Annotated in this window: 17 protein-coding genes; 10 read left to right on the top strand and 7 right to left on the bottom strand. The window is 56.6% G+C overall.

Going from position 1 to position 23,913, the window contains the following annotated elements:
- The first annotated feature begins 153 nt into the window (after nucleotides 1–153).
- The 6 genes from rpsF to RHM65_RS03150 all read left to right on the top strand — a co-directional run bounded on the left by rpsF (nucleotide 154) and on the right by RHM65_RS03150 (nucleotide 6,269).
- A complete protein-coding gene (gene rpsF / locus RHM65_RS03175) occupies nucleotides 154–579 on the top strand; it encodes a 30S ribosomal protein S6 (protein ID WP_322167388.1) in 426 nt (141 codons plus the stop codon).
- Between the two features lie 28 nt (nucleotides 580–607).
- On the top strand, nucleotides 608–838 hold the full coding sequence (gene rpsR, locus RHM65_RS03170; RefSeq protein WP_002551829.1) for a 30S ribosomal protein S18: 231 nt from the start codon (nucleotides 608–610) through the stop codon (nucleotides 836–838).
- Nucleotides 839–874: 36 nt separating this feature from the next.
- Nucleotides 875–1,771 (top strand): hypothetical protein, encoded by an 897-nt coding sequence (locus tag RHM65_RS03165; protein WP_322167389.1) that lies wholly within the window; start codon nucleotides 875–877, stop codon nucleotides 1,769–1,771.
- Nucleotides 1,772–1,790: 19 nt separating this feature from the next.
- Entirely contained in the window at nucleotides 1,791–2,237 is a 447-nt protein-coding gene (gene rplI / locus RHM65_RS03160) for a 50S ribosomal protein L9 (protein WP_322167390.1), read from the top strand.
- A 109-nt stretch (nucleotides 2,238–2,346) separates the two neighbouring features.
- Complete coding sequence (gene dnaB, locus RHM65_RS03155; protein ID WP_322167391.1) at nucleotides 2,347–3,741, top strand: replicative DNA helicase; 1,395 nt, start codon at nucleotides 2,347–2,349, stop codon at nucleotides 3,739–3,741.
- Between the two features lie 227 nt (nucleotides 3,742–3,968).
- Nucleotides 3,969–6,269 carry a YgiQ family radical SAM protein gene (locus RHM65_RS03150; RefSeq protein WP_322184237.1) on the top strand — a complete coding sequence of 767 codons (2,301 nt, stop codon included), beginning with the start codon at nucleotides 3,969–3,971 and terminating at the stop codon, nucleotides 6,267–6,269.
- A gap of 49 nt (nucleotides 6,270–6,318) precedes the next feature.
- On the opposite strand, the gene RHM65_RS03145 is transcribed toward RHM65_RS03150, so the two are convergent.
- On the bottom strand, nucleotides 6,319–10,650 hold the full coding sequence (locus RHM65_RS03145; RefSeq protein WP_322184235.1) for a deaminase domain-containing protein: 4,332 nt from the start codon (nucleotides 10,648–10,650) through the stop codon (nucleotides 6,319–6,321).
- A 295-nt stretch (nucleotides 10,651–10,945) separates the two neighbouring features.
- On the opposite strand from RHM65_RS03145, the gene RHM65_RS03140 reads away from it, so the two are divergent.
- The 3 genes from RHM65_RS03140 (at nucleotide 10,946) to RHM65_RS03130 (ending at nucleotide 17,726) form a co-directional block, all read left to right on the top strand.
- Entirely contained in the window at nucleotides 10,946–14,236 is a 3,291-nt protein-coding gene (locus tag RHM65_RS03140; RefSeq protein WP_322167395.1) for a transglutaminase family protein, read from the top strand.
- A 101-nt stretch (nucleotides 14,237–14,337) separates the two neighbouring features.
- A complete protein-coding gene (locus RHM65_RS03135) occupies nucleotides 14,338–16,824 on the top strand; it encodes a circularly permuted type 2 ATP-grasp protein (protein WP_322167396.1) in 2,487 nt (828 codons plus the stop codon).
- Nucleotides 16,824–17,726, top strand: coding sequence for a transglutaminase family protein (locus RHM65_RS03130; RefSeq protein ID WP_322167397.1), 903 nt, complete (start codon nucleotides 16,824–16,826; stop codon nucleotides 17,724–17,726). Before RHM65_RS03135 ends, RHM65_RS03130 begins: the two co-directional genes overlap by 1 nt.
- A gap of 81 nt (nucleotides 17,727–17,807) precedes the next feature.
- On the opposite strand, the gene RHM65_RS03125 is transcribed toward RHM65_RS03130, so the two are convergent.
- A complete protein-coding gene (locus tag RHM65_RS03125; RefSeq protein ID WP_322184233.1) occupies nucleotides 17,808–17,993 on the bottom strand; it encodes a hypothetical protein in 186 nt (61 codons plus the stop codon).
- Between the two features lie 107 nt (nucleotides 17,994–18,100).
- Nucleotides 18,101–18,688: a TIGR00730 family Rossman fold protein gene (locus tag RHM65_RS03120; protein ID WP_322167399.1), complete on the bottom strand. Its 588-nt coding sequence runs from the start codon at nucleotides 18,686–18,688 to the stop codon at nucleotides 18,101–18,103.
- A gap of 362 nt (nucleotides 18,689–19,050) precedes the next feature.
- On the opposite strand from RHM65_RS03120, the gene azu reads away from it, so the two are divergent.
- Complete coding sequence (gene azu / locus RHM65_RS03115; protein ID WP_322167400.1) at nucleotides 19,051–19,497, top strand: azurin; 447 nt, start codon at nucleotides 19,051–19,053, stop codon at nucleotides 19,495–19,497.
- A gap of 89 nt (nucleotides 19,498–19,586) precedes the next feature.
- On the opposite strand, the gene RHM65_RS03110 is transcribed toward azu, so the two are convergent.
- The 4 genes from RHM65_RS03110 to RHM65_RS03095 all read right to left on the bottom strand — a co-directional run bounded on the left by RHM65_RS03110 (nucleotide 19,587) and on the right by RHM65_RS03095 (nucleotide 23,877).
- Nucleotides 19,587–20,606, bottom strand: coding sequence for a 2-oxoadipate dioxygenase/decarboxylase family protein (locus tag RHM65_RS03110; RefSeq protein ID WP_322167401.1), 1,020 nt, complete (start codon nucleotides 20,604–20,606; stop codon nucleotides 19,587–19,589).
- A gap of 208 nt (nucleotides 20,607–20,814) precedes the next feature.
- Nucleotides 20,815–21,642 (bottom strand): ammonia-dependent NAD(+) synthetase, encoded by an 828-nt coding sequence (gene nadE, locus RHM65_RS03105; protein WP_322167402.1) that lies wholly within the window; start codon nucleotides 21,640–21,642, stop codon nucleotides 20,815–20,817.
- Nucleotides 21,643–21,645: 3 nt separating this feature from the next.
- On the bottom strand, nucleotides 21,646–22,905 hold the full coding sequence (gene pncB, locus RHM65_RS03100) for a nicotinate phosphoribosyltransferase (protein WP_322167403.1): 1,260 nt from the start codon (nucleotides 22,903–22,905) through the stop codon (nucleotides 21,646–21,648).
- Between the two features lie 69 nt (nucleotides 22,906–22,974).
- Nucleotides 22,975–23,877, bottom strand: a complete 903-nt coding sequence (locus tag RHM65_RS03095) for a LysR substrate-binding domain-containing protein (protein WP_322167404.1) — start codon at nucleotides 23,875–23,877, stop codon at nucleotides 22,975–22,977.
- Between the last annotated feature and the right edge of the window lie 36 nt (nucleotides 23,878–23,913).

The following is a 23,913-nucleotide window of genomic DNA, read 5'->3' as shown; positions in this document are numbered from 1 at the left end:
TCTCCTTGCGCCATCGCCCTACCTTCTCTACAATTGCGCCCCTTGCTGTCATGGCAGGCGCTTCTGTGCCTGTGCTGGGCAAGACTCACAAGTGTCATTCACTCCTTGTCTGACCGTTTTTTAGCGGCAGGCTACAACCCGTAAGGAGCATTCATGCGTCATTACGAAATCATCTTTTTGGTCCACCCGGATCAAAGCGAGCAAGTCGGCGGCATGGTAGAGCGTTACACCAAGCTGATCGAAGAAGACGGCGGTAAAGTTCACCGTCTGGAAGATTGGGGCCGTCGTCAATTGGCCTATGCAATCAACAATGTTCACAAGGCTCACTACGTGATGCTGAACGTTGAATGCACCGGTAAGGCTTTGGCTGAACTGGAAGACAACTTCCGTTACAACGATGCCGTGATCCGTAACCTGGTCATCCGTCGCGACGAAGCCGTAACTGGTCAGTCCGAGATGCTCAAGGCCGAAGAAAACCGCAGCGAGCGCCGTGAGCGTCGTGACCGTCCTGAGCACTCCGACAACGCCGATGGCGATGACGGTGACAACAGCGACGCCAGCGATAACGCTGACGAGTAATCCACGGACCTTTTGAGGAGCCAATTACATGGCACGTTTCTTCCGTCGTCGTAAATTCTGCCGCTTCACCGCTGAAGACGTGAAGGAGATCGATTACAAAGATCTCAACACTCTGAAAGCATACGTATCCGAGACCGGCAAAATTGTTCCAAGCCGTATCACCGGTACAAAAGCTCGTTATCAGCGTCAGCTGGCCACCGCTATCAAGCGTGCCCGCTTCCTGGCCCTGCTGGCCTACACCGACAGCCACGGCCGCTGAGACCAGGCAGTCGACAAGTAGTAAGGGATAGAACGCATGCGCGCCATGGCTAATTTCATCATGCGCGGCCGCGTGCAGGCCACTCTTGTAGTGGTCGGATGTGCGGCATTGCCGTTGTTGTTTTGGTTGAGTGCTGCCGCAGGTTGCCTTGTGCTTCTGCGGCGCGGTTTGAGTGATGCCGTTGGCATCCTCGCCTGGGCTTTACTGCCGGCTTTGGTCTGGTGGTATTTCGGTGAACCTCGCACCTTTATGGTGTTGCTCGGTTCGCTGGGGTTGGCAGCGTTGTTACGCGCCAGCGAGTCCTGGGTCCGCGTGCTGCTGGTCAGCGTGGCACTGGGTCTGTTGTACGCAGTGGTTTTGGGAGCGGTTTTCCGCGAACCCATCGAAGTGATGGCGCAGGAGTTGCAAAAACTTCTGCCGCAAGTCCTCGATGGGCTCTACCAGCAATTATCGGTAGAAGAGCGAGCGCGACTAGGAGCATTGATTGCACCGGTACTAAACGGCCTGATTGCGGCTTTGTTGCAGATCGTCAGTGTGCTGACCCTGATTCTGGGGCGTTACTGGCAAGCGTTGTTGTACAACCCTGGTGGTTTTGGCCGCGAATTTCGCAGCATAAGACTCCCGAGGGTACCGGCGTTGTTGCTGCTGGTGTGCATGCTTCTGGGGCCGAATTTCGGTCCTCAGATGGCGATGTTGACACCGTTGTGCAGCGTACCGCTGATGTTCGCCGGGCTGGCTTTGGTTCATGGCCTGGTTGCTGAAAAGCGACTGGGCAGGTTCTGGCTGGTGGGGTTGTACGTAACGCTGTTGCTGTTTATGCAGCTGATCTATCCGTTGCTGGTGGTGTTTGCCATCGTCGACAGCCTGATTGATTTTCGCGGTCGTTTTGCGTCGAAAGACGTTGGTAACGGCTCTGCGGACGGTGAAGGTTAAAAGTTAAGAGGATTTTCACATGCAACTGATCCTTCTGGAAAAAGTCGCGAACCTGGGCAACCTGGGCGACAAAGTAAATGTTAAGGCCGGTTACGGTCGTAACTATCTGCTGCCGTACGGCAAAGCAACCGCTGCAACCGCTGCCAACGTGGCTGCGTTTGAAGAGCGTCGTGCTGACCTGGAAAAACTGGCTGCAGACAAAAAAGCTTCGGCTGAAACGCGCGCTGCCCAACTGGCTGAGCTGGAAGTGACTATCACTGCCACCGCCGGTGACGAAGGCAAGCTGTTCGGTTCGATCGGCACCCACGACATCGCTGATGCACTGACCGCCTCTGGCGTTGAAGTTGCAAAAAGCGAAGTTCGTCTGCCGAACGGCACTATCCGTAACGTTGGTGAATTCGACGTAGCCGTGCACCTGCACAGCGACGTAGAAGCAACCGTACGCGTTATTGTGGTAGCTGCTTAAGCAGCACTTAACGCTTGGCGACTTGCTCGCTAGACGTTTAACATCGGGCACGATCCTGTTCACAGGTCGTGCCCTTTGTTTTTCTGTTCTCCCTGATTTTTAAGTGGCCATGAACGAAATATCCGCCCCCGAGCAATACGATCTGCAAACTGCCGCCCTCAAGGTGCCGCCGCACTCCATCGAGGCCGAACAGGCCGTGCTCGGTGGTTTGATGCTGGACAACAACGCCTGGGAGCGCGTGCTCGATCAAGTATCCGATGGCGACTTTTATCGACACGATCACCGTCTGATCTTCCGTGCCATCGCTAAACTGGCCGACCAGAACAGCCCTATCGACGTGGTTACCCTGTCCGAGCAACTGGACAAAGAAGGTCATACGTCGCAGGTTGGCGGTCTGGGTTATCTGAGTGAACTGGCGAAAAACATTCCGTCCGTCGCCAACATCAAGGCTTATGCGCAAATCGTGCGCGAGCGGGCGACCTTGCGGCAGTTGATTGGCATTAGTGCGGAAATCGCTGACAGCGCGTTTAATCCGGAAGGCCGCAGCGCCGCCGAGATTCTCGACGAAGCTGAGCGGCAGATCTTCCAGATTGCCGAAGCACGCCCGAAAAGTGGTGGCCCGGTCAGCGTTACCGACCTGCTGACCAAAGCCATTGATCGCATCGACACGCTGTTCAACACGGATAACGCGATAACGGGCTTGTCCACCGGTTATACCGACCTGGACGAGAAAACCAGCGGCCTGCAACCGTCTGACCTGATCATCGTTGCCGGCCGTCCGTCGATGGGTAAAACCACGTTCGCCATGAACCTGGTGGAAAACGCCGTGCTTCGTAGCGACAAAGTAGTGCTGGTGTATTCACTGGAAATGCCAGGTGAATCACTGATCATGCGTATGTTGTCGTCGCTGGGTCGTATCGATCAGAGCAAGGTCCGCGCCGGTCGTCTGGAAGACGATGATTGGCCACGCCTGACCTCGGCGGTCAATCTGCTCAACGACCGCAAACTGTTCATCGATGACACTGCCGGTATCAGCCCGTCGGAAATGCGCGCGCGGACTCGCCGGGTGGTGCGTGAGCACGGCGAAGTTGGCCTGATCATGATCGACTACCTGCAATTGATGCAGATTCCTGGCTCAAGCGGTGACAACCGTACCAATGAGATTTCCGAGATTTCTCGTTCGTTGAAGTCCTTGGCCAAAGAATTTCAATGCCCAGTGGTCGCCTTGTCTCAGCTCAACCGTTCCCTGGAGCAACGGCCGAACAAGCGCCCGATCAACTCCGACCTGCGGGAATCCGGAGCGATCGAGCAGGATGCTGACGTGATCATGTTCGTGTACCGGGACGAGGTGTATCACCCCGAAACCGAGCACAAAGGCATCGCTGAAATCATCATCGGCAAGCAGCGTAACGGCCCAATCGGCACTACGCGGCTGGCGTTCATCGGCAAATACACCCGATTCGAAAACCTCGCGCCGGGCAGTTACAACTTCGACGACGATTGATGCGACGCTTCCCGGCCTTCTGGGACCGAATGTATTCGGGAATGAATTGCACGTCCGGCGACCTTTGTAGTTGACCCAACGCCTTCCCAAATGAATTCGGTCCCACAGTGTGCCCGTATCAAATTCTTCCGCTGCTAATTCCGACCATTACCGTCGGAATTGGTCAAATTTTGTGCTATATTCCGCGCCCGCGATTTTCCAACGTGTACACGTGCAGGTTTTTTGATATGCAAGCAGCCAAGCCGTTATTTGACTATCCCAAGTACTGGGCCGAGTGTTTCGGGCCGGCACCTTTCCTGCCCATGAGCCGGGAAGAGATGGATCAACTTGGCTGGGATTCCTGCGACATCATCATTGTTACCGGTGACGCCTACGTGGATCACCCGTCTTTTGGCATGGCGATCATTGGCCGGCTGTTGGAGTCTCAGGGCTTCCGCGTCGGGATCATTGCCCAGCCAGACTGGCATTCCAAAGACGATTTCATGAAGCTCGGCGAGCCGAACCTGTTCTTCGGCGTCGCCGCTGGCAACATGGACTCGATGATCAACCGCTACACCGCTGACAAAAAAGTCCGCTCCGATGATGCTTACACGCCTGGCGGTATGGCCGGCAAGCGTCCGGACCGTGCGAGTCTGGTATACAGCCAGCGTTGCAAAGAAGCCTACAAGCACGTGCCCATCGTATTGGGCGGCATTGAGGCTTCATTGCGCCGCATCGCGCATTATGATTACTGGCAGGACCGGGTGCGTAATTCGATTCTGATCGACGCTTGCGCCGACATCCTGCTATACGGCAACGCCGAACGCGCCATCGTCGAAGTCGCCCAGCGTTTGTCGTACGGCCACAAGATTGAAGACATCACTGACGTTCGCGGCACCGCGTTCATCCGTCGCGATACGCCGGCAGGCTGGTACGAGGTCGACTCCACACGTATCGATCGTCCGGGCAAGGTCGATAAGATCATCAACCCGTACGTCAATACTCAGGACACCCAAGCCTGCGCCATCGAGCAAGAAAAAGGCCCGGTAGACGATCCGCAGGAAGCCAAGGTCGTGCAGTTGCTGGCCAGCCCTCGGATGACCCGCGATAAAACGGTTATCCGTTTGCCGTCGATGGAAAAAGTCCGCGCTGACTCCGTGCTCTATGCCCACGCCAACCGCGTGTTGCACCTGGAAACCAACCCAGGTAACGCTCGCGCCTTGGTACAGAAGCACGGCGAAGTCGACGTCTGGTTCAATCCGCCGCCGATTCCCATGACCACCGAAGAGATGGACTACGTGTTTGGCATGCCATACGCGCGCATTCCGCACCCGGCGTATGGCAAGGAAAAAATCCCGGCCTACGACATGATCCGGTTCTCGGTGAACATCATGCGCGGCTGCTTCGGCGGCTGTACCTTCTGCTCAATCACCGAGCACGAAGGCCGGATCATTCAGAACCGTTCCGAAGAGTCGATCATTCGCGAAATCGAAGAGATCCGCGACAAGGTTCCAGGTTTCACCGGGGTTATTTCCGACCTCGGTGGCCCGACGGCGAACATGTACCGCATCGCCTGCAAGAGTACTGAGATCGAGTCTGCTTGCCGTAAACCGTCGTGCGTATTCCCCGGCATTTGCCCGAACCTGAACACCGACCATTCGTCGCTGATTCAGCTGTATCGCAGCGCACGGGCGTTGCCGGGCGTGAAGAAAATCCTGATTGCTTCCGGCCTGCGTTATGACCTTGCGGTCGAGTCGCCGGAATACGTTAAAGAGCTGGTGACCCATCACGTGGGTGGTTACCTGAAGATTGCCCCGGAACACACCGAGGAAGGTCCGCTCAATCAGATGATGAAGCCGGGCATTGGCAGCTATGACAAATTCAAGCGCATGTTCGAGAAGTATTCGAAAGAGGCCGGTAAAGAGCAGTACCTGATTCCTTACTTCATCGCTGCCCACCCCGGCACCACCGATGAAGACATGATGAACCTGGCACTGTGGCTCAAGGGCAGCGGTTTCCGCGCCGATCAAGTGCAGGCGTTCTACCCGTCACCGATGGCCACGGCCACGGCGATGTACCACTCGGGTAAAAACCCACTGCGCAAGGTCACGTACAAGAGCGATTCGGTGACCATCGTTAAAAGCGAAGAGCAGCGCCGGTTGCACAAGGCGTTCTTGCGCTACCACGACCCGAAAGGCTGGCCGTCGTTACGTGAAGCCCTTATCCGTATGGGCCGTGCAGATTTGATCGGTTCAGGCAAAGACCAACTGATTCCTTTGCATCAGCCTGCCACTGACGGTTACCAGAGCGCGCGCCGCAAGAACTCGACACCAGTCGGCAGCCATAAAGTGGCCAAGACCACGTTGATTCAGACCCAGCACACCGGCTTGCCACCTCGCGCGAGCGATGGCGGCAACCCATGGGACAAGCGTGAAGAAGCCAAAGCCGCTGCGTTCGCTCGCAACAAGCAAGCGACCAAAGAGCGTATCGATGCTGCGAAGGGCAAAGGTCCGAAACCGCCGAAGCGCAAGCCAGTCGTCCCGCGTTAAGGCGTTTATTGCCTGTTAAAAAGCCAGCCCCAGGGCTGGCTTTTTATATTCAGTTGATCCCTTCGAACACCTCGAACTTGCCCTCCGGCAAATGTGCTCTTAGTCCGGCTAAGCCCATGGTGCACGACGGGCACGTTGGTTTGGTCGAGAACACATGAATCGAACCCACGTCCTTAAAGTCGATCTGTTCTTTATAAAACCTGTTCAAAATCATGTGCTCTGTATCCAGCATCCGATGGTTTCCGCTCGGCAATAATTCGGAGTGAGATTTTAGGTCGGGCAGGAAGATGACTTCGTCTGGGTCGCGCTGAGCGCCGGTGGCCATACGGGTTCTCTGGCTGTTGATATAACTTACATTGTCAGACGAATGCGCTATGCCATCTCGTATCGTCCACCCCGCTTCGGCGCTACGTTCGCCGTCAATGAATTTCGTCAGTTCTACGTCGGTGTCGGTCTTTTTCAATCCTGAAATGGCATAGAACACTTTATCAGCGTGGGCCTTGGGGTCTTTGAAGCTGACTTTCATGTACGCCAAGTTTTTATTGTTTTGAGACATCAGTCGAGTGGTATGCGGCATAAGGATATTGTCGGCGGTGAACTTGCGGGGTGACAAATGCAGCCGGTTCAGTTGGTTGGCGATTTCTGTCCTTGCGGCTAACGGCGTGTCCTTGGAAATTGCCTTCCAGTACGGGCTGGTTTTCCGGGGAACGATCTCGAAGTGTGAACGCGTGTATTTGCAAAACAATGCCGCTTCTTCCGCCGTGGTCCCCATGTCGTAAGGGCCGCCAATGTAGCGGTTGATGTAGGGGGTTCTACCGGCGTCTATTTCAGCTTTGATTGTCTTCAAATCAGCGTTTATGACATCTGGGCTTAACGTTTTGATGAACGCGTTCGCATCGAAGGATCCGTTGTAAATATGCGCCAGATAGTCATTGTCGGAGAGCTGGGTCGTGGGCGCGCTTTTGAGGTTGACCTGCATTCTCTCGAACGTGATGTTTTTTTGCCCATCCGTAAATATAGCCTTGTAGTAAGCCTGATCATCTACGCGCGTCACGATTACTTTGAGGCCGTTGCCTCTGCGCACGGCCACCACGGCGGAAATCTCCCGCGTGTCATTGATGGTCCCGACGATGCCTCCTTTTACGGCGATTCTTTTAAAGATGTCATTGCCACCCGTGACCTCGGCCAAAATCGAAACCTTGTACTGGTCCGGCCCCAGCTTGTGTTTAATCGCTTTCAAGTAGTTGCTGTTTTGGGAGCGCCAGATAAAACGGTTATGGACAAACTCGCCAGTGTTTTGTGAAGCCGTGATGCTGATGTCGGTGAACCAGGGCTGCACGTTTCTTCCCAGGTTGGTCCGCGCCTGAAGGCCGCTGTGGTTGACGTTTCTAAAGGTATTTGCCGAGCAATGTTTCAAATCAAGGCCGCGAGGTAGGCGGCAGGTGGCAACCGTAGTCGACTTCAGCCTATCGCCTGCGTCGAAAGACTCGCTACGACGCAAGACGGAGCCTTCGCCCTTGGGAACAAGCTTGTAGCTGATGCCCCCAGCGTCTAACGTCAGTTCATCCCCCCAGCGAACCCAGGTTTTGCTCAGGTCCGGCGTGTCATCCAACACCGCCCAGTTGCCATTCTGATGACTGATTTCGATTTCATAGGGTGCTTTTCGGCTGAGGTCGCCCGCGTCATTGAGTTGCATTAACGCAGAACCGTACGGGCGATGAGTCTCGGGGTCGACGAGATAACGGCCGGGGCGAGTCAGTGACCGAAAGTCATCTTCAAAAACGACCACGTTTGACCACTCGTCAACAGTGTTCATCCGGTAATTCGCAGTCTTTTGTGTCCAGGCAGTGGCTTGACGGCTGCTTAGGGAGAGGAGCGCTGCGCGGCGAGATGAGGCCAGATCCAACAGTTTTCTCACCTGAACAATTCCGGTTTCAATCAGGTTAAGGCCCGCGCGATTCAATCGAAGCGGGATCTTTCCCACGAACATGAGCACGCCAGTGATGCCGGCAGCCGGGTTCAATGTCTGGTGAGCTGCCACTGCCATGCCTTTGGCCAGCGTACCGAGGCGCGGCAGGCCGGCCCTTAAACCGAAGGTCGCAGTCGTTTTGACAAAGCGGGTGGAGAGTCCGGCGACTTTCGCAACGGGAAAGACAATGGACAGAATATCCAGCGTCAAACTGAGGGTTGCCAATAACGCTTTTAACTGTCCGCGAGGTGATTGGGCCGCTTCGATCAGGTCTTCGAGGGGCCCCCATACCGGAATGATGTAGTTTTTCAGAAACTCCACCACTGCATTTGGCTTATCAAACGCGGTGGACCCGCGCTTCATTTCAAACAGTTGTTGCCTATTTCTAAGCGCGATCTGGCGAGCGATGTCATTGATTATCTGCTTGCGACGAGGAAACGAGATCAGGTGTTCGAAGGGGGCTTGGGGGGGGCCGTAGGTGTTGAGGTGATGAACGATCACCCTTGATTTGGCCTGAAGGTCAGGCGCGGTGCCGGTGGAGTAGGCGGTCCAATCAAATGGCAGCATTGCAGTGCTGCGGCTTTCAAGGGCCGTGCGGTGTTGAACAAGGTCGTCACGCCGACGGATGAACCCTGAATAGGGAAAAATCTCATGGTAATAGTGATTACCGCGATGGATGGAATGGAGAAGAAAGCCAAAACGCGCAACCGTTGGATGGGTGTCACTTGGGGTGTTCAACAAGTCCTTATTGTGCGGTGTGTTATGAGAAGCGCTGTACAGGTCCAAATTTCCGCTTCTAAGCGTGTGCAGCCGTACCTGCCCCTGTTCGATAGCCAAGCGTTCATCTTGCGCAAGATCATCCAGAAGTGCGTTGACCAGTGAGCGAACGGCCAACGCCGTATCGTCCCACCATGTATCGAACGCAGCTGCGAACATGGAAGGAATATCGGGCAACGATGAGATATTTAAAAAGTTGGGGTAGTAGTTGCCGTCATGTCCACGGACTAGAGCGGGCATCCAGGTTGATTGACCGCCCTTCAATCGCCCGGTCGCGAGTAAATCAAATGCCTTATAACCCTGCATAACAACCAGCGGGTGGTTGTAGGCAAACGAGCGGGCGTTCGCACGAATATATTCGTTGGAGTAGCCGCTGCGGTCGAGAAACAGGGTGTTTGCAGGTATGCCTCGCTGGTCTAACGCTTGCTGTGTCATCACCAGGCGGTCAGGTGGCGCTTTCTTCAACTGCTCGATGGCCTCTTTCAGGTTGCGTTCATGCTTGCTGAACGCTGCGAAAGCTTTATCGAGATCATCGGCGGTGTAGCCGTCTTTTGGTTTTGAACCGATCAACCTATTGGCTTGCGCCCAGTCAAGAAGCGGCGGCGTTAGGGTTGAGGAAATTAACGCCATGGTCTCTTCGGGGGCGTCAGTGATGAGGTTCATCGGGTAGGTTAATAATTGCTGATAACTCATCCGGTGGGACGCGCCAGGGCTGAGTATTTCGGCGAGATGAATCCCATGTTGCAGTTGGAGCCATGCGGTGCTGCGTCGATAAGCCAGTTGTGCAGGAACCCCATCGACCTTTAATCCAGCCGGGTAGTTTGGCGCCAATATCACTGTTGCAAACTGTGCCGCCGCTGGCGAAAAAACCATCCCTGAGTAGGTGAAGTGGCGTTCTATGTCGGCGCAGATAGCGGCGTAGCTTTTGCCCCAATTTGCCGTTTGATCGACATCAAATCCTTTGAGGTTGGAGTCAGGGTCAAGCTCCAGTGCGATGGCTTTTAAAATCAACTTCGCGAGTACGATGGGCGATGTTTTTTCCTGAGCGTCGGCTCCGTACCAGTCGATTGCTTTTAGCAGGTGTTGTCCAAGGTCTTGCGCCGTTGCCGACTCTAATAATGTAGCCAGCGTGGCCATGGGGCGTAGGCGAATGTCTGCGACCGCCAGTTGTACCAGTTCGGGAAATATCAACTGGTCGAGAATGGACTCGGTATTGCTAGCCTTGAATGCCTGAGTAGTTTTTTTGATGATCGTTAGACCATTGCTGTCCAGCAGCTCTTCAATGGTTACCGATTCGTTGATTATTGTTCGCAGCAATGCTTCCTTCGCGAGATTTAGCGTCTCGATGCAAGCGTCGATGTCGGATAGATTCGAGGGTAGTTCCAAACGATAGCGAGACAAGAGTTGCGCTGGGCTTACGTGTTCGACGGGTAGCGACTGTGTATCTGGCGCCGTGCGTTGTGCCAATGTCAGCAACGGAAAATCAAAGTTCGGCTTATTTTGATTTCGTTGACTGCCGAGCATTCCCAGCAAGGTATCGAAATCAGCCAGCTCATGCCGGCCCCAATGGGCAAAGCCTATTTTGCCATTGATTATTTTTAATTCGAACGGCTGTTCATCTAGTGGTTGATTCATTTAAACCTCTCTTGGGTTCACAAAAACAGCACCGACGAGCGGTGTCGGAGAGGCCATGTAAGCCGCAATGCGAGCAGCAAAGAGGCTAAATAGGTATTTCGGGGGCAGGAGAAGTAGCGGTGCGCAAAAGGAGCGTCGTCCTAGCTCCTTTTATGTGCGACGCTTGCACCGAGGCTCATGCTTGGCGCTATTTTGGTGCTGTGCGTGACGCTACAGGCCGCAAACCGCCGTATTTGCTGGAATGGCATAAGTCTTGCGCGGTTCCATTACCGTTCAGGCTCGCAGGAGGCACGCCGTGTCGATTCATATTGCCTTGCACCACGTTACGCATTACCGCTACGACCGAGCGGTTGAACTGGGTCCGCAGATCGTGCGCCTACGTCCGGCGGCTCACAGCCGCACGCGGATTTTGTCCTATTCCCTGAAAGTCTTGCCTGAGCAACACTTCGTCAACTGGCAGCAAGACCCTCAGGGCAATTATTTAGCGCGTTTGGTGTTCCCTGAAAAAACCAACGAGCTGCGGGTCGAAGTCGATCTTGTCGCCGAAATGGCGGTGTTCAACCCGTTCGACTTTTTCCTTGAGCCCTACGCGGAAAAGATCCCCTTTGTTTACGCCAGCGATGAGCAGCGTGAACTGGCGCCGTACCTTGCCACGTTACCGCTGACGCCGAAGTTTGCCGCTTATCTGGCGAGCATCGACCGTACGCCGTTGCCGACCATCGACTTTTTGGTGGCACTGAACCAGCGGCTAAGCCAAGACATCGCTTACCTGATCCGCATGGAACCGGGCGTTCAGACGCCCGAGTTCACGCTGGACAACGCGTCCGGTTCCTGCCGCGACTCGGCCTGGCTGTTGGTGCAGTTGATGCGCCACTTGGGCATGGCGGCGCGATTTGTATCGGGTTACCTGATCCAGCTCAAAGCCGACGTTGAAGCGCTAGACGGACCTTCCGGCACCGATGTCGACTTCACGGATCTGCACGCCTGGTGCGAGGTTTACTTGCCTGGCGCTGGCTGGGTCGGGCTTGATGCCACCTCGGGCCTGTTTGCGGGTGAAGGCCATATTCCGTTGGCCTGTAGCCCCGAGCCGTCCTCGGCGGCACCAATCAGTGGCTTGGTTGAACCGTGCGAAACCGAGTTCACCCACGAGATGTCAGTTGAGCGGATTTGGGAGGCGCCCCGCGTTACCAAACCGTACAGCGAAGACCAATGGTTGGCGATTCAGGCCCTTGGACGGAAAATCGACACCGATCTGATCGCCGACGACGTGCGCCTGACCATGGGCGGCGAACCGACCTTCGTGTCCATTGACGACCGCGACGGCGACGAATGGAACACCGCAGCCCTGGGCCCGGAAAAGCGCAAGCTCTCTGCCGAACTCTATCAGCGCATGCGCAAGCACTACGCGCCGCTGGGGATCGTGCACTTCGGTCAAGGCAAGTGGTACCCCGGAGAGCAACTGCCGCGCTGGTCGCTGAACTGCTTTTGGCGCAAAGACGGCCAACCGGTGTGGCACAACAACGCACTGATTGCCGATGAAACAGAAGAGTACGGCGCCGATGGCGAAATGGCCGGGCGCTTCCTCGCCAGCGTTGCCGAGCGCCTGAAGTTGCCGGTGCGTTTCGTGTTTCCGGCTTACGAAGACAATTTCTACTACCTGTGGCGCGAAGGTGCGTTGCCACTGAACGTCAGCGCCGAGGACTCGCGTCTCGAAGACAAGCAGGAGCGTGCTCGTCTGCGCAAGGTCTTCACCCAAGGTCTGGATAAAGTCATCGGCCAAGTGCTGCCGCTGACCCGGGCGAAGGCGGGCGATAAATGGCAAAGCGGCCGCTGGTTCCTGCGTGACGAACATTGCCGACTGGTGCCGGGGGATTCGGCGCTGGGTTACCGGCTGCCGCTGGCCTCGCAACCCTGGGTCAAGGCGTCGGAATATCCGTTCATTCACCCCACCGACCATAACCAGGACTTCCCTGCGCTGCCGAGCAGCGATCAGGTGAAATCGCAGCTCAACAGCCTGACCGAACAGGTCGACGCCAATGAAGAACGCGAACCCAAAGCTGCCGAGTCCGCCCATTGGCTGACTCGCACGGCGTTGTGTGCCGAGGCCCGGGATGGGCGTCTGTACGTGTTCATGCCGCCGCTGGAAAAGCTTGAGGATTACCTCGAACTGGTCAGCGCGGTGGAGGCCACGGCTGAGGAGTTGCATTGCCCGGTTTTGCTCGAAGGGTACGAACCGCCAAGCGACCCGCGTCTGGCGAACTTCCGTATCACGCCTGATCCAGGTGTGATTGAAGTCAACGTGCAGCCGTCGTCCAGTTGGGATGAGTTGGTTGAGCGCACCGAGTTTCTCTACGAGCAGGCGCGGCTGACTCGACTGACCACTGAGAAATTCATGATCGATGGTCGTCACACTGGCACCGGTGGTGGTAATCACTTCGTCCTTGGCGGCGCGACGCCTGCGGATTCACCGTTTTTACGCCGTCCCGATTTACTGCGCAGTTTGCTCAGTTATTGGCACAACCATCCGTCGCTGTCGTACCTGTTTTCTGGCCTGTTCATTGGCCCGACCTCCCAGGCGCCGCGTGTGGACGAAGCCCGCAACGACTCGCTTTATGAGATGGAAATCGCCTTCTCGCAGATGCCGGAGCCAGGTGAAGAGTGCGCGCCATGGCTGGTGGATCGGCTGATGCGTAACCTATTGATCGACGTCACCGGTAATACACATCGGGCGGAATTCTGCGTCGACAAGTTGTATTCCCCGGACGGCGCGACCGGCCGGTTGGGCTTGCTGGAATTGCGCGCGTTTGAAATGCCGCCCCATGCCCGCATGAGTCTGGCTCAACAATTACTGCTACGGGCATTGGTTGCGCGTTTCTGGCGTGAACCCTATGCACCGGCCAAGCTGGCGCGGTGGGGTACGCAATTGCACGACCGCTTCATGCTGCCGCACTTTATCGAACAGGATTTCGCCGACGTTATCGTCGAGTTGACTGCCGCCGGTTATCCGTTGCGTGCCGAATGGTTTGCCGCGCATCTGGAGTTTCGTTTCCCGAAAGTCGGTGATTACGCGGTCAGCGGCATCGAACTGGAAATCCGTCAGGCGTTGGAACCTTGGCATGTGTTGGGCGAGGAGGGTGCGGCCGGTGGTGCGGTCCGTTATGTCGATTCGTCGTTGGAGCGCTTGCAAGTCAAACTTAATGGATTGCCGCCGCAGCGTTACATGCTGACCTGCAACGGTATTCCGGTGCCGCTGCAACCCACCGGGCGTGTCGGTGAGTTCGTCGCCGGCGTGCGTTACCGCGCTTGGCAACCGTCCAACTGCCTGCAGCCGAACATTCCGGCGCATGCGCCGTTGGTTTTCGACCTGCTGGACACATGGATGCAGCGTTCCTTGGGCGGCTGCGAGTATCATGTCGCGCATCCCGGCGGGCGCAATTATGAAACCTTGCCAGTTAATGCCAACGAAGCCGAAAGTCGACGTCTTTCCCGCTTCTTCCGCATTGGCCATAGCCCCGGCAAATTGGAAGTGCCGTTGCTGACCGTGAATGATGAGCTGCCCATGACGCTGGATATGCGTCTTCACTAAAAAAAGCCCATTTCAGGGGAATGACGCGCGGAGGCACAACTCCTCTGCGCGTCATAGTCTCTGCGCTAATTTGACGTCTTTTGCTGTCTGCCGAGCCTTCCATGCCCGACCTGCTTGACCGTTATCCGCTGACTGCGGGTACTTATCACGAAATGCTCGACGCCAGCGGCGCCATTCGGCCGCATTGGCGCCACCTGTATGAGCATTTGCAACGCAGTACGCCTGCGCAGTTAATGCAGCGCCAGGCACTGATGTCTCGTCAAATTCACGAAAACGGCGTGACCTACAACGTTTATGCCGACCCCAAGGGCGCAGACCGGCCTTGGGAGCTGGATTTGCTGCCGCATTTGATCCCCGCGCAGGAGTGGGCCTCGGTCGCCGCAGGCATCGCTCAGCGTGCGCGGTTGCTCAACGCCGTGCTGGCAGACTTGTACGGCCCGCAGCGGTTGATCGCCGACGGTTTGCTGCCGGCCGAACTGGTGTTTGGTCACAACAATTATTTATGGCCGTGTCAGGGGGTAAAACCGCCCGAAGGCGTGTTCCTGCACATGTACGCCGTGGACCTGGCGCGCACCCCGGACGGGCGTTGGTGGGTAACCGCCGACCGTACGCAAGCGCCGTCGGGCGCGGGTTATTCGCTGGAAAACCGGCAGATTGTGTCCCGGGCCTTTCCCGATCTGTACCGCGATTTGCAGGTCCAGCACCTGACCGGCTTTTTCCGTGCGTTGCAGGAAACCTTGGTCCGTCAGGCCCCCAGCGACAAAGAACCGCCTTTGGTGGTGCTGTTGACCCCTGGGCGATTCAACGAAAGCTATTTCGAACACTTGTACCTGGCCCGACAGCTGGGTTATCCGCTGGTTGAAGGCGGAGATTTGACCGTTCGCGACGCCACGGTTTACCTCAAGACCCTCAGTGGCCTGCGCCGGGTTCACGCGATCATGCGTCGTCTTGACGATGATTTCTGCGATCCGCTGGAGTTGCGCACCGACTCGGCGCTGGGTGTTCCCGGTTTGCTCGAAGCGGTTCGCCAAGGCCGGGTGATGGTTGCCAATGCCTTGGGCAGCGGCGTTCTTGAGTCGCCGGGTTTGCTAGGGTTTTTGCCGAGAATCAGTCAGCACCTGTTTGGCGAACAGCTGATCTTACCGTCCGTGGCAACGTGGTGGTGCGGCGAGCCGCCGGTATTGGCCCAGGCACTGGAAAAACTTCCAGACCTGTTGATCAAGCCGGCTTTCCCTTCACAAAGCTTTGCCCCGGTGTTCGGTCGTGATCTCAATGCTGAGCAGCGCCAAGCGTTGGCCGCGCGGATGCAGGCCCGGCCCTATGCCTACGTCGCACAAGAGCTGGCGCAGTTGTCCCACGCGCCGGTCTGGCAGCCCGATGGCGACCAGTTGCAACCGCGAGCCATCGGCATGCGGGTGTACGCCGTCGCCAGTGCTGACGGCTATGAAGTGCTGCCGGGTGGCTTGACCCGCGTTGCGGCCCAAGCCGATGCCGACGTGGTGTCCATGCAGCGCGGTGGCGCGAGCAAGGACACCTGGGTCTTGGGTGAGCGTGCCGATGGCATCAAGCCTTGGAAAACTCAGCGGGCCTTGGGTGTCCGTGACCTGATTCGACGTGATCCTTACCTGCCTTCGCGGGTGGTGGAAAACCTGTTCTGGTTTGGTCGCTATTGCGAGCGCTGCGATAACAGCGCGCGGTTGTTGCGAATCATGCTGACCCGTCACGTCGATGGCGATGATCCGATGGCGTTGCAAGCGGCAGTGGAACTGGGAGAAGTCCTGCGTTTATTGCCCGAAGAAGGCGAGCTGCCCGACCGGTTGCTGGCCGCGCTGCTCGGCGAGGATTGGTCGCAAAGCCTGCGCGCCAACCTGCAACGTTTGCAGTGGGCGGCCTCGCAAGTGCGCGGCAAACTGTCACGAGAAAATTGGCAGGCGCTGGTGGAGCTGCAACGCGAATCCCTGAGCCTGGAAACCGAAGACCCTGACTTCGGCGAACTCCTCGACTTCCTTAACCGCTTGGTGATGTCGCTGGCAGCCTTGTCAGGGTTCGCCCTGGACGACATGACCCGTGACGAAGGCTGGCGTTTTTTGATGATCGGTCGTCGTATCGAGCGTCTGCAGTTTCTCAGCATCAGTTTGGCGGCGTTCCTGCGTGATGCGGCGGTTAACGATCAGGCCGGCCTTGAATGGTTACTGGAGTTGGGCAACAGCAGCATTACCTACCGTTCGCGTTATCTGGCGATGCCGCAGTTGATTCCGGTGCTGGACTTACTGTTATTGGATGAGCAAAACCCCCATGCGGTGTTGTTTCAACTGAAATTGGTGAAGCGCTCGTTGAACCGTCTTAACGAAGATTTTGGTGTGCCGCGTGATACCCGGCTGGGATTATTGGTAGAGCGCCTGGCGGCGTTTGATCTCAGCAGTTTGGAGAACCCATTGTTTGGAAAAAACAGCGTGCGCGCCGTGCTCGATGGCTTGGCCGATTTGCTGCAATCCATTGGTGAAACCAGCGGACAAGTCTCTGATCGTCTGGCCCTACGCCATTTTGCTCATGTTGATGATGTCAGCCAGCGCACGGTGTCTGTCTGATGAGCGCGCATTACCAGATTTCTCATGACACCCATTACAAGTACGACAGCCCTGTGTCCCTGGCGCAGCAGCTCGCGCATTTGTGGCCGCGACCTTGCGCGTGGCAACGATGCACCCAACAAGAACTGCTGATCAGCCCGATACCGACCAGTCGCCGTGATGAGCTGGACGTGTTCGGTAATCCGCTGACCCGTCTGGCATTCGAGCGGCCCCACGATGAGTTGCAAGTCAACGCACGGCTACGGGTTGAAGTGCTGGTGCGGCCAACGCTGGATTTCAATCTTTCGGCGGGCTGGAACGCCACCAGCAGCGCACTGACCTACAGCGGTAAGCCGCTCTCGACGGCAATTCTTGAAGCGTGTCGGTTTCGTTTTGAGTCGCCGTACGTGCATTTGAAACAAACCTTCGTTGACTACTCTGACAGTTGCTTTTCTCCCCATCGACCGCTGCTGCTGTGCGTGCAAGCGTTGATGGAGAAGATTTTTACCGAGTTTACATTCGACGATGAGGCAACTCAGGTGGCGACGCCACTGGTCGAAGTGCTGGAAAATCGGCGTGGCGTTTGTCAGGACTTTGCTCACCTGATGCTGGCATGCCTGCGTTCGCGTGGGTTGGCCGCGCGCTATATCAGCGGCTACTTACTGACTCAGCCACCGCCTGGACAGCCACGAATGATCGGGGCTGATGCTTCGCACGCGTGGGTTTCGGTGTTTTGCCCGTTGTTGGGCTGGGTGGATTTTGATCCGACCAACAATGTGCAGCCAACACTGGAGCACATCAGCCTGGCCTGGGGCCGCGATTTCTCGGATGTATCGCCGTTGCGTGGGGTGATTCTGGGGGGTGGCAGCCATGACCCGGAAGTTGAGGTGACGGTCATGCCAATCAGCGCTGGGGCTATTTGATTCAGAGGGGCTTGCCGTCGTCTGCCGCTTGAGCGACAGACGTGGCGTACGGGCTTCGTCGATTGGCGAAGCCCATCGGTATCAGTTGGTAGGTGTTGGTTCTGCAGTTGCCTCTGCGTCGTCGGCAGGCTCTTGGCCTTCAACGGTTTCGCCTTCTGCGCCGGTTTCGGTCAGGGCAGCTGTTTTCTTTTGCAGCTTTTCCTCTTTCTTCTGCTCTTTTGCCAGATCTCTCTGACGTTTGGCGAAGGAATAGTTAGGTTTAGCCATGGGCGATCCTCTGTATAGGCGGGAAATGCCGCCATTCTGCCTGAGAACGGCACCGCGCACACGGCGTTGTGCGCTCAACGGTCCATGAACAGCCTTTGACTGTCCGATCAGGTAGGTTTTTGACCTGCCCACTTGGGAGCAACAAGGGGTTTCCAGGCGTCCAGCGTGTCGAGTAATTCGGCGGCGCAATCGCTGAGTTGCAGCATGTTGCGATGCTCTTCCCTCACGAACCCCTCGCTGACCACGTGGTCGAGAAAACCAGCCAGTTTGCTGTAGAAACCGTTGACGTCCATTAGTCCCAACGGTTTGCCGTGATAACCCAACTGACCCCAGGTCCAGACTTCGAATAATTCTTCTAGCGTGCCTAGGCCGCCGGGAAGGGCTATAAACGCATCGCTCAGTTCAGCCATGCGGGCTTTGCGGGCATGCATACCGTCGACGACTTCCAGGCGGGTCAGGCCGTTGTGACCGATTTCCAGGCTGCGCAGGCTTTCAGGAATCACCCCGATCACTTCACCCCCGGCTGCCAGCGCAGCATCAGCAACGATCCCCATCAGACCGACAGCCCCGCCGCCATACACCAGGGTTAATTGACGTTCGGCCAACGTGCGCCCCAATGCCACGGCCGCTTCGCGGTAAGCCGGGTGGGTGCCAGCACTGGCGCCGCAAAATACACAAACGAACTTCAAAGACATCGCCTACTCCTTGGTCATCAATGCCACAGAGTAAAGACTTGGCCAAGACAGTCCAAGGGCTAGTCGCGCTGGAAGCGCTCGTAAGGTTGTTCATAAGTACCACTGGCGCCACAGGCGTAAGCGGCAAGCAAGCTGCACAAGAAGCTGTTGAGGTGCATGATGTATGGGCTCCTGAGTGATGGCGCTATGTTAGAGCGCCACCTCGCGCCTGGCCGGTTGATTCTCTCGATGATCTCGATAGCGGCAAGCCTGGCCTGCGTTGCGTTGACGCAGGTCATTGGAACTTGAGCTGGAATCAGGCAGTCTTTGTGCAGACGTTCCTCTTCTTCAACAACAACTTAAGTCCTGCCTTGGAGATTCTCATGTTTCGTAAACTTGTCGCTGTATCCCTGCTGACACTCGCCAGTGGCCACCTGTTGGCGGCGGAGTGCAAGGTTAATGTCGATTCAACGGACCAGATGAGCTACGACACCAAAGAAATCAACATCGACAAAAGCTGCAAAACCTTCACTGTGAACTTGACCCACTCCGGCAGCTTGCCGAAAAACGTCATGGGTCATAACTGGGTGTTGAGCAAAGACACTGATATGGCCGGGATTGCTACCGACGGCATGAGCGCGGGCATCGACAATAACTATTTGAAGACTGGGGATGACCGCATCATCGCTCACACTAAGATCATCGCTGCAGGCGAAAAAGACTCGGTCACGTTCGACGTGTCGAAACTGGCTGCGGGTTCCAACTATGTGTTCTTTTGCTCGTTCCCAGGTCACAACAGCATGATGAAAGGTACGGTTGCGGTTAAGTAATTTACCTCACTGTAGGAGCCAACTTGTTGGCGAGGCGATGTAGGTTTAAGCGCTTCGCCAACAAGACGGTATCTACCGCGGTGTAAATTTTATCGGGTCCCGGTCATCTTAAAGATGCCTTGGGCGTTGCTGCTGTCGAAATTCAGGTCGAGCTTGTCATCCACCGGATCGAGCTTGCGCTGAATGAATTCGACGAACGAGCCAGGCACCTGATGCTCGTGTAATTTCCCGCTCGCATCCGCCATCGCCCGATTCACCGTGCACGCTTTGTAGGCGGTCTGCATGACCCGGCCCGAAGCAGACACTTCGATAGCGGCCTTCATCGGCCGATCCCGCCGCACTTGTTCAGCAACCACCGCTTCTAGATTCTCAACCCGATCCGTCAGGTGATTGAAGCTATTGCCTTCGGTGGCAATCCAGGCCATTTCCGCGCTTTCGCTGAGCAATTGTTGATAGTCCGCGTGCCTCACCACGCCATGCTGACGGCCGAAGGCTGCGTACAAACCCGGTAGCAAGCGGTACGCCTCACTCAACGAACAATGACGGGTTAATTGCAGGCGTTTGAGGATACTCAGTTGCTCGGTGTCCAGCGGATCACGGCTCGAACTGACGACGCGTTCGGCAGCGGCCTGAAAGGCTTCGCTGAAACGACCAGGGTGCAATTCGGAAACGAAAAACTGCGCAATGTCCTCCGGCAGGTCCTGTTGACGATAACCCCAACCGGTCATGTTCAGTTTGGTCAGCGGGTAGGTGCGCACATCGGTAAAGCCCAAGGGTTCGAGCAACCGGGTGAAGGCCAGACGGCCACGGGGCAATTCGCCGTTGGCGAACCAATCTACCGTCCGAATCGCGCCATGATCAAACACCACTTTGCGCCGTTGCTCGGCTTGTTCTTCGACATACACCCGACCCGCAGGCACCGCCTCCACCAATTTGTGAAGCAGGCACAGGTTCAGCGCTTCGGCCAGCCAAACCCGGTGCAGCTCAGTGTCGCTCCACTTGAAGTCATGCAAGCCGGCTGGCACCTCTACATGAGCTTCAAGCCACTGTGCAGCGGGTTGGCCAACAACAGATGCGACTAGGGAAAACAGGCCTTCGAAGGAGGACATAAGCAACGGGCTCTGACTATGGAAAGTAGGTTCCTATGAAAGCGTTGATGGCCGAGCGGCACAAACGAAAAAAAACGGCAGGTTCATTCCGTTTTCTATCGTTGAACATTAGATAACGCGGCGCGACATTCGCAGCAAGCCTGCCCCCACAGGATCTGCGGCAATCGCATGGGAGCAGGCTTGCCTGCGAATCGAGTTATCGGTCGATTCAAGGCGCGAACGGCAATTCCCGCTTGTGCTGAGTCTTGCGGTAGGTATCACGAATGATCGTGAACGCCTCTTCACGCACCGGCTCACCGTGCAGGAATGCATCGATCTCGGCATAGGTGACGCCATGGGAGGCTTCGTCCGGTTTGCCCGGCACCAGGTCTTCAAGGTCGGCGGTCGGCACTTTTTCCACCAGCGACTGCGGTGCGCCGAAGCTGCGAGCGATGGCCCGGACCTGATTTTTGACCAATCCACTCAAGGGCGCGATATCGCATGCGCCGTCGCCGAACTTGGTGAAGAAACCCATGACTGCTTCCGCCGCATGGTCAGTGCCGATCACCAACCCTTGGCGCGCACCGGCAATCGCGTATTGCGCGACCATGCGCATCCGCGCCTTGGTATTCCCGGTCACAAAATCCACAGCGCTGGCATGCTGGCCTTCGAACGCTTTGATTTGGGCCGTCAGCGCTTGCACCGAAGGACCAATGTTTACCGTGTGCGATTCGTCCGGCTTGATGCACTCAAGGCTGGCCTGAGCTTCATGCTCATCCAGCTGGGTTTGATACGGCAGGCGCACGGCGATGAAACAATAGCTTTTATCCCCGGTGCTTTGGCGCAGTTGCTCCACCGCACGTTGGGCGAGCAAACCTGCCGTCAGTGAATCAACGCCGCCACTGATGCCCAGTACCAAGGTTTTCAGCTTGGCGTTGTGCAAACACTGCTGGATAAAAGCGACCCGCCGCGCGACTTCGGCTTCAAGCGCATTCTGGTCGGCGAAAGGGGGTTGGACCTTGAGCTCTTCAGCGATCTGGAGCTGTACGGCGTGCATGGTTCACTCCTCAACAAGTGGTGTAGGAACGGAAGTATTTAAAGCCGGCAGCTCGGCGACAGGGCTGACCGGCACTTTGAACACGTGCCGCAAATACGCGACGAAGTTCGGGTCTTTGCACTGCGTCTTGCCGGGTTCATCGGAAATCTTCGCCACAGCTTGGCCGGCGCAAGCGGTCATTTTAAGCACAATACTCATGGGCTCAATGCCCGCAATGTCGGCAGTCAAATTGGTGCCGATGCCAAAACTGACGTTGATACGGCCTCGCAGCGCGCGAAATATCTCCAGCGCCTTAGGCAAATTCAAACCGTCGGAGAACACCAGCGTCTTGCTCATTGGCTCAATGCCGAGATTCTGATAATGCGCTATGCATTTTTCAGCCCACACCACCGGGTCCCCGGAATCATGCCGCAGGCCATCGAACAGTTTGGCGAAGTACAGATCGAAATCGTTCAGAAAAGCGTCGGTGGTGATGCAGTCGGTCAGGGCGATGCCCAGCAGCCCCCGGTATTCGCGGACCCAACAATCCAGCGCGACAATTTGGCTGTCGATCAGTCGCGGCCCTAATTGTTGATGGGCCATGATCCATTCATGGGCCATGGTCCCCAAGGGTTTCAGGTCCAGTTTTCGTGCCAGCTCAACGTTGCTGGTGCCGACGAACTGACCGGGAAAGTCCTGTTTAAGCACCGAAACCACTTCCTCCTGCACGCGGTACGAGAAGCGTCGGCGGGTACCGAAGTCCGCCACCTTCAAACCGGCGAGTTCATCGCTGGAGGCATTGGCCAATAGCCAGTCGAACTTGCGGTACAGCTGATCGCGGGCCTGCACCAGCATCGTGCCGGGGTGACGAATACGGTTTCGCACTTCGCTGACAATCGCCAGCAGCGGCACTTCGAACATGATCACGTGCAGCCATGGGCCATGCAGGCGAATACGCAACTCGCCGTCTTCGATGTGGGTCTGCACATAGCGCATGTTGAAGCGGAACAGACCCAGAAAACGCAAAAAGTCAGGCTTCATGAAGCTGATGCGTTCAAGAAAACCCAATTGTTCCGGGCCCATGGACAGTTCGCACAGCAGGGCGATCTGATGGCGGATCTCAGTCAGATAAGGCCGCAGATCCTCGCCATTGCGACAGCGAAACTCCCATTCCACATCCACGTTTGGGTAGTTGTGCAGCACCGCTTGCATCATGGTCAGCTTGTAGAAGTCGGTGTCGAGCAGGTTCTGCACGATACGATCGGAGAAGGCGCTCTCACTCATTTTTGTTAGGTCTCCAGTGCTGCCGGTGGGGTTGGGGTCGCAACCGAGGCTGGGTCCGCATTGTCGCCCCTAAGTTACCGGGTTATCCAACTGTTCAGTCATCCAGCGTACAAAATCTCGGATCTTGGGCACTTCAGCTGTGTGCTCCGGGTAGGCCATGTAATAGGCGTCGTGGCTCGGCAGGGCGTGGGGCCACGGGATCACCAGTTTGCCTTCCGCCAGCTCTTCTTCAACCAAAAAGCGCGGCAGCAACGCGACGCCGCAACCAACCTGTGCTGCGCGAATGCACATGTAAAAAGTTTCAAAGCGCGGGCCGTGGTAGCTGTATTCGGTTTGATAACCCTGGCTGTCGAACCATTCATGCCAGGCTTGTGGGCGTGAGCCACTTTGCAGCAGGACCAATTCGCTCAACTGCGTTGGATCAGTGAACGGGATGGCCGGCAAGCTACCGGGTGCGCACACTGCTATCAATTCTTCGTTGAACAGTTTCATCGATTCAGCGCCGGGACGCGCGCCTTGGCCAAAATAGAACGCCAAGTCGCAGCGGCCTTGAATCAAGTCATCGGGGCCCTGTTCGCTGACCAGATCCAGGTGAATATGTGGATGGCGCAACCGCCAGCCTTTGAGCCGAGGTACCAGCCAGCGAGCACCGAAGGTCGGTGGGGTAGACACCCGCAAGACTTCGGTTTCGCCGCCATACGAGCGCAAGTAGTGAGTGGACATTTCCACCTGCATCAGTATCTTGCGCACTTCGCCTAGGTACAGTGCGCCGGCCGGGGTCAGTTGCAAGCGGCGACGCACGCGTCGAAACAGCAGGTGCTGCACCAGGTCTTCAAGTTGTGCGACTTGCTTGCTGACGGCGCTTTGGGTCAGATGGAGTTCTTCAGCGGCACGGGTAAAACTCAGGTGCCGGGTCACCGCTTCGAAGCATTGCAACGCGGTGATGGACGGCAGATGACGTTTGTTGAGCATGGTCTGGCCTATGGTTTTTCTACGCTGCCAGGGCAC

The organism is Pseudomonas sp. CCI4.2 (assembly GCF_034350045.1).
Taxonomy (GTDB): Bacteria; Pseudomonadota; Gammaproteobacteria; order Pseudomonadales; family Pseudomonadaceae; genus Aquipseudomonas.
This window is presented reverse-complemented; position numbering and strand designations above follow the sequence as displayed.

Coding starts and splice junctions, on each gene's coding strand:
- rpsF (WP_322167388.1), top strand. CDS start 154: ATGCGTCATTACGAAATCATCTTTTTGGTCCACCCGGATCAAAGCGAG.
- rpsR (WP_002551829.1), top strand. CDS start 608: ATGGCACGTTTCTTCCGTCGTCGTAAATTCTGCCGCTTCACCGCTGAA.
- RHM65_RS03165 (WP_322167389.1), top strand. CDS start 875: ATGCGCGCCATGGCTAATTTCATCATGCGCGGCCGCGTGCAGGCCACT.
- rplI (WP_322167390.1), top strand. CDS start 1,791: ATGCAACTGATCCTTCTGGAAAAAGTCGCGAACCTGGGCAACCTGGGC.
- dnaB (WP_322167391.1), top strand. CDS start 2,347: ATGAACGAAATATCCGCCCCCGAGCAATACGATCTGCAAACTGCCGCC.
- RHM65_RS03150 (WP_322184237.1), top strand. CDS start 3,969: ATGCAAGCAGCCAAGCCGTTATTTGACTATCCCAAGTACTGGGCCGAG.
- RHM65_RS03145 (WP_322184235.1), bottom strand. CDS start 10,650: ATGAATCAACCACTAGATGAACAGCCGTTCGAATTAAAAATAATCAAT.
- RHM65_RS03135 (WP_322167396.1), top strand. CDS start 14,338: ATGCCCGACCTGCTTGACCGTTATCCGCTGACTGCGGGTACTTATCAC.
- RHM65_RS03130 (WP_322167397.1), top strand. CDS start 16,824: ATGAGCGCGCATTACCAGATTTCTCATGACACCCATTACAAGTACGAC.
- RHM65_RS03125 (WP_322184233.1), bottom strand. CDS start 17,993: ATGGCTAAACCTAACTATTCCTTCGCCAAACGTCAGAGAGATCTGGCA.
- RHM65_RS03120 (WP_322167399.1), bottom strand. CDS start 18,688: ATGTCTTTGAAGTTCGTTTGTGTATTTTGCGGCGCCAGTGCTGGCACC.
- azu (WP_322167400.1), top strand. CDS start 19,051: ATGTTTCGTAAACTTGTCGCTGTATCCCTGCTGACACTCGCCAGTGGC.
- RHM65_RS03110 (WP_322167401.1), bottom strand. CDS start 20,606: ATGTCCTCCTTCGAAGGCCTGTTTTCCCTAGTCGCATCTGTTGTTGGC.
- nadE (WP_322167402.1), bottom strand. CDS start 21,642: ATGCACGCCGTACAGCTCCAGATCGCTGAAGAGCTCAAGGTCCAACCC.
- pncB (WP_322167403.1), bottom strand. CDS start 22,905: ATGAGTGAGAGCGCCTTCTCCGATCGTATCGTGCAGAACCTGCTCGAC.
- RHM65_RS03095 (WP_322167404.1), bottom strand. CDS start 23,877: ATGCTCAACAAACGTCATCTGCCGTCCATCACCGCGTTGCAATGCTTC.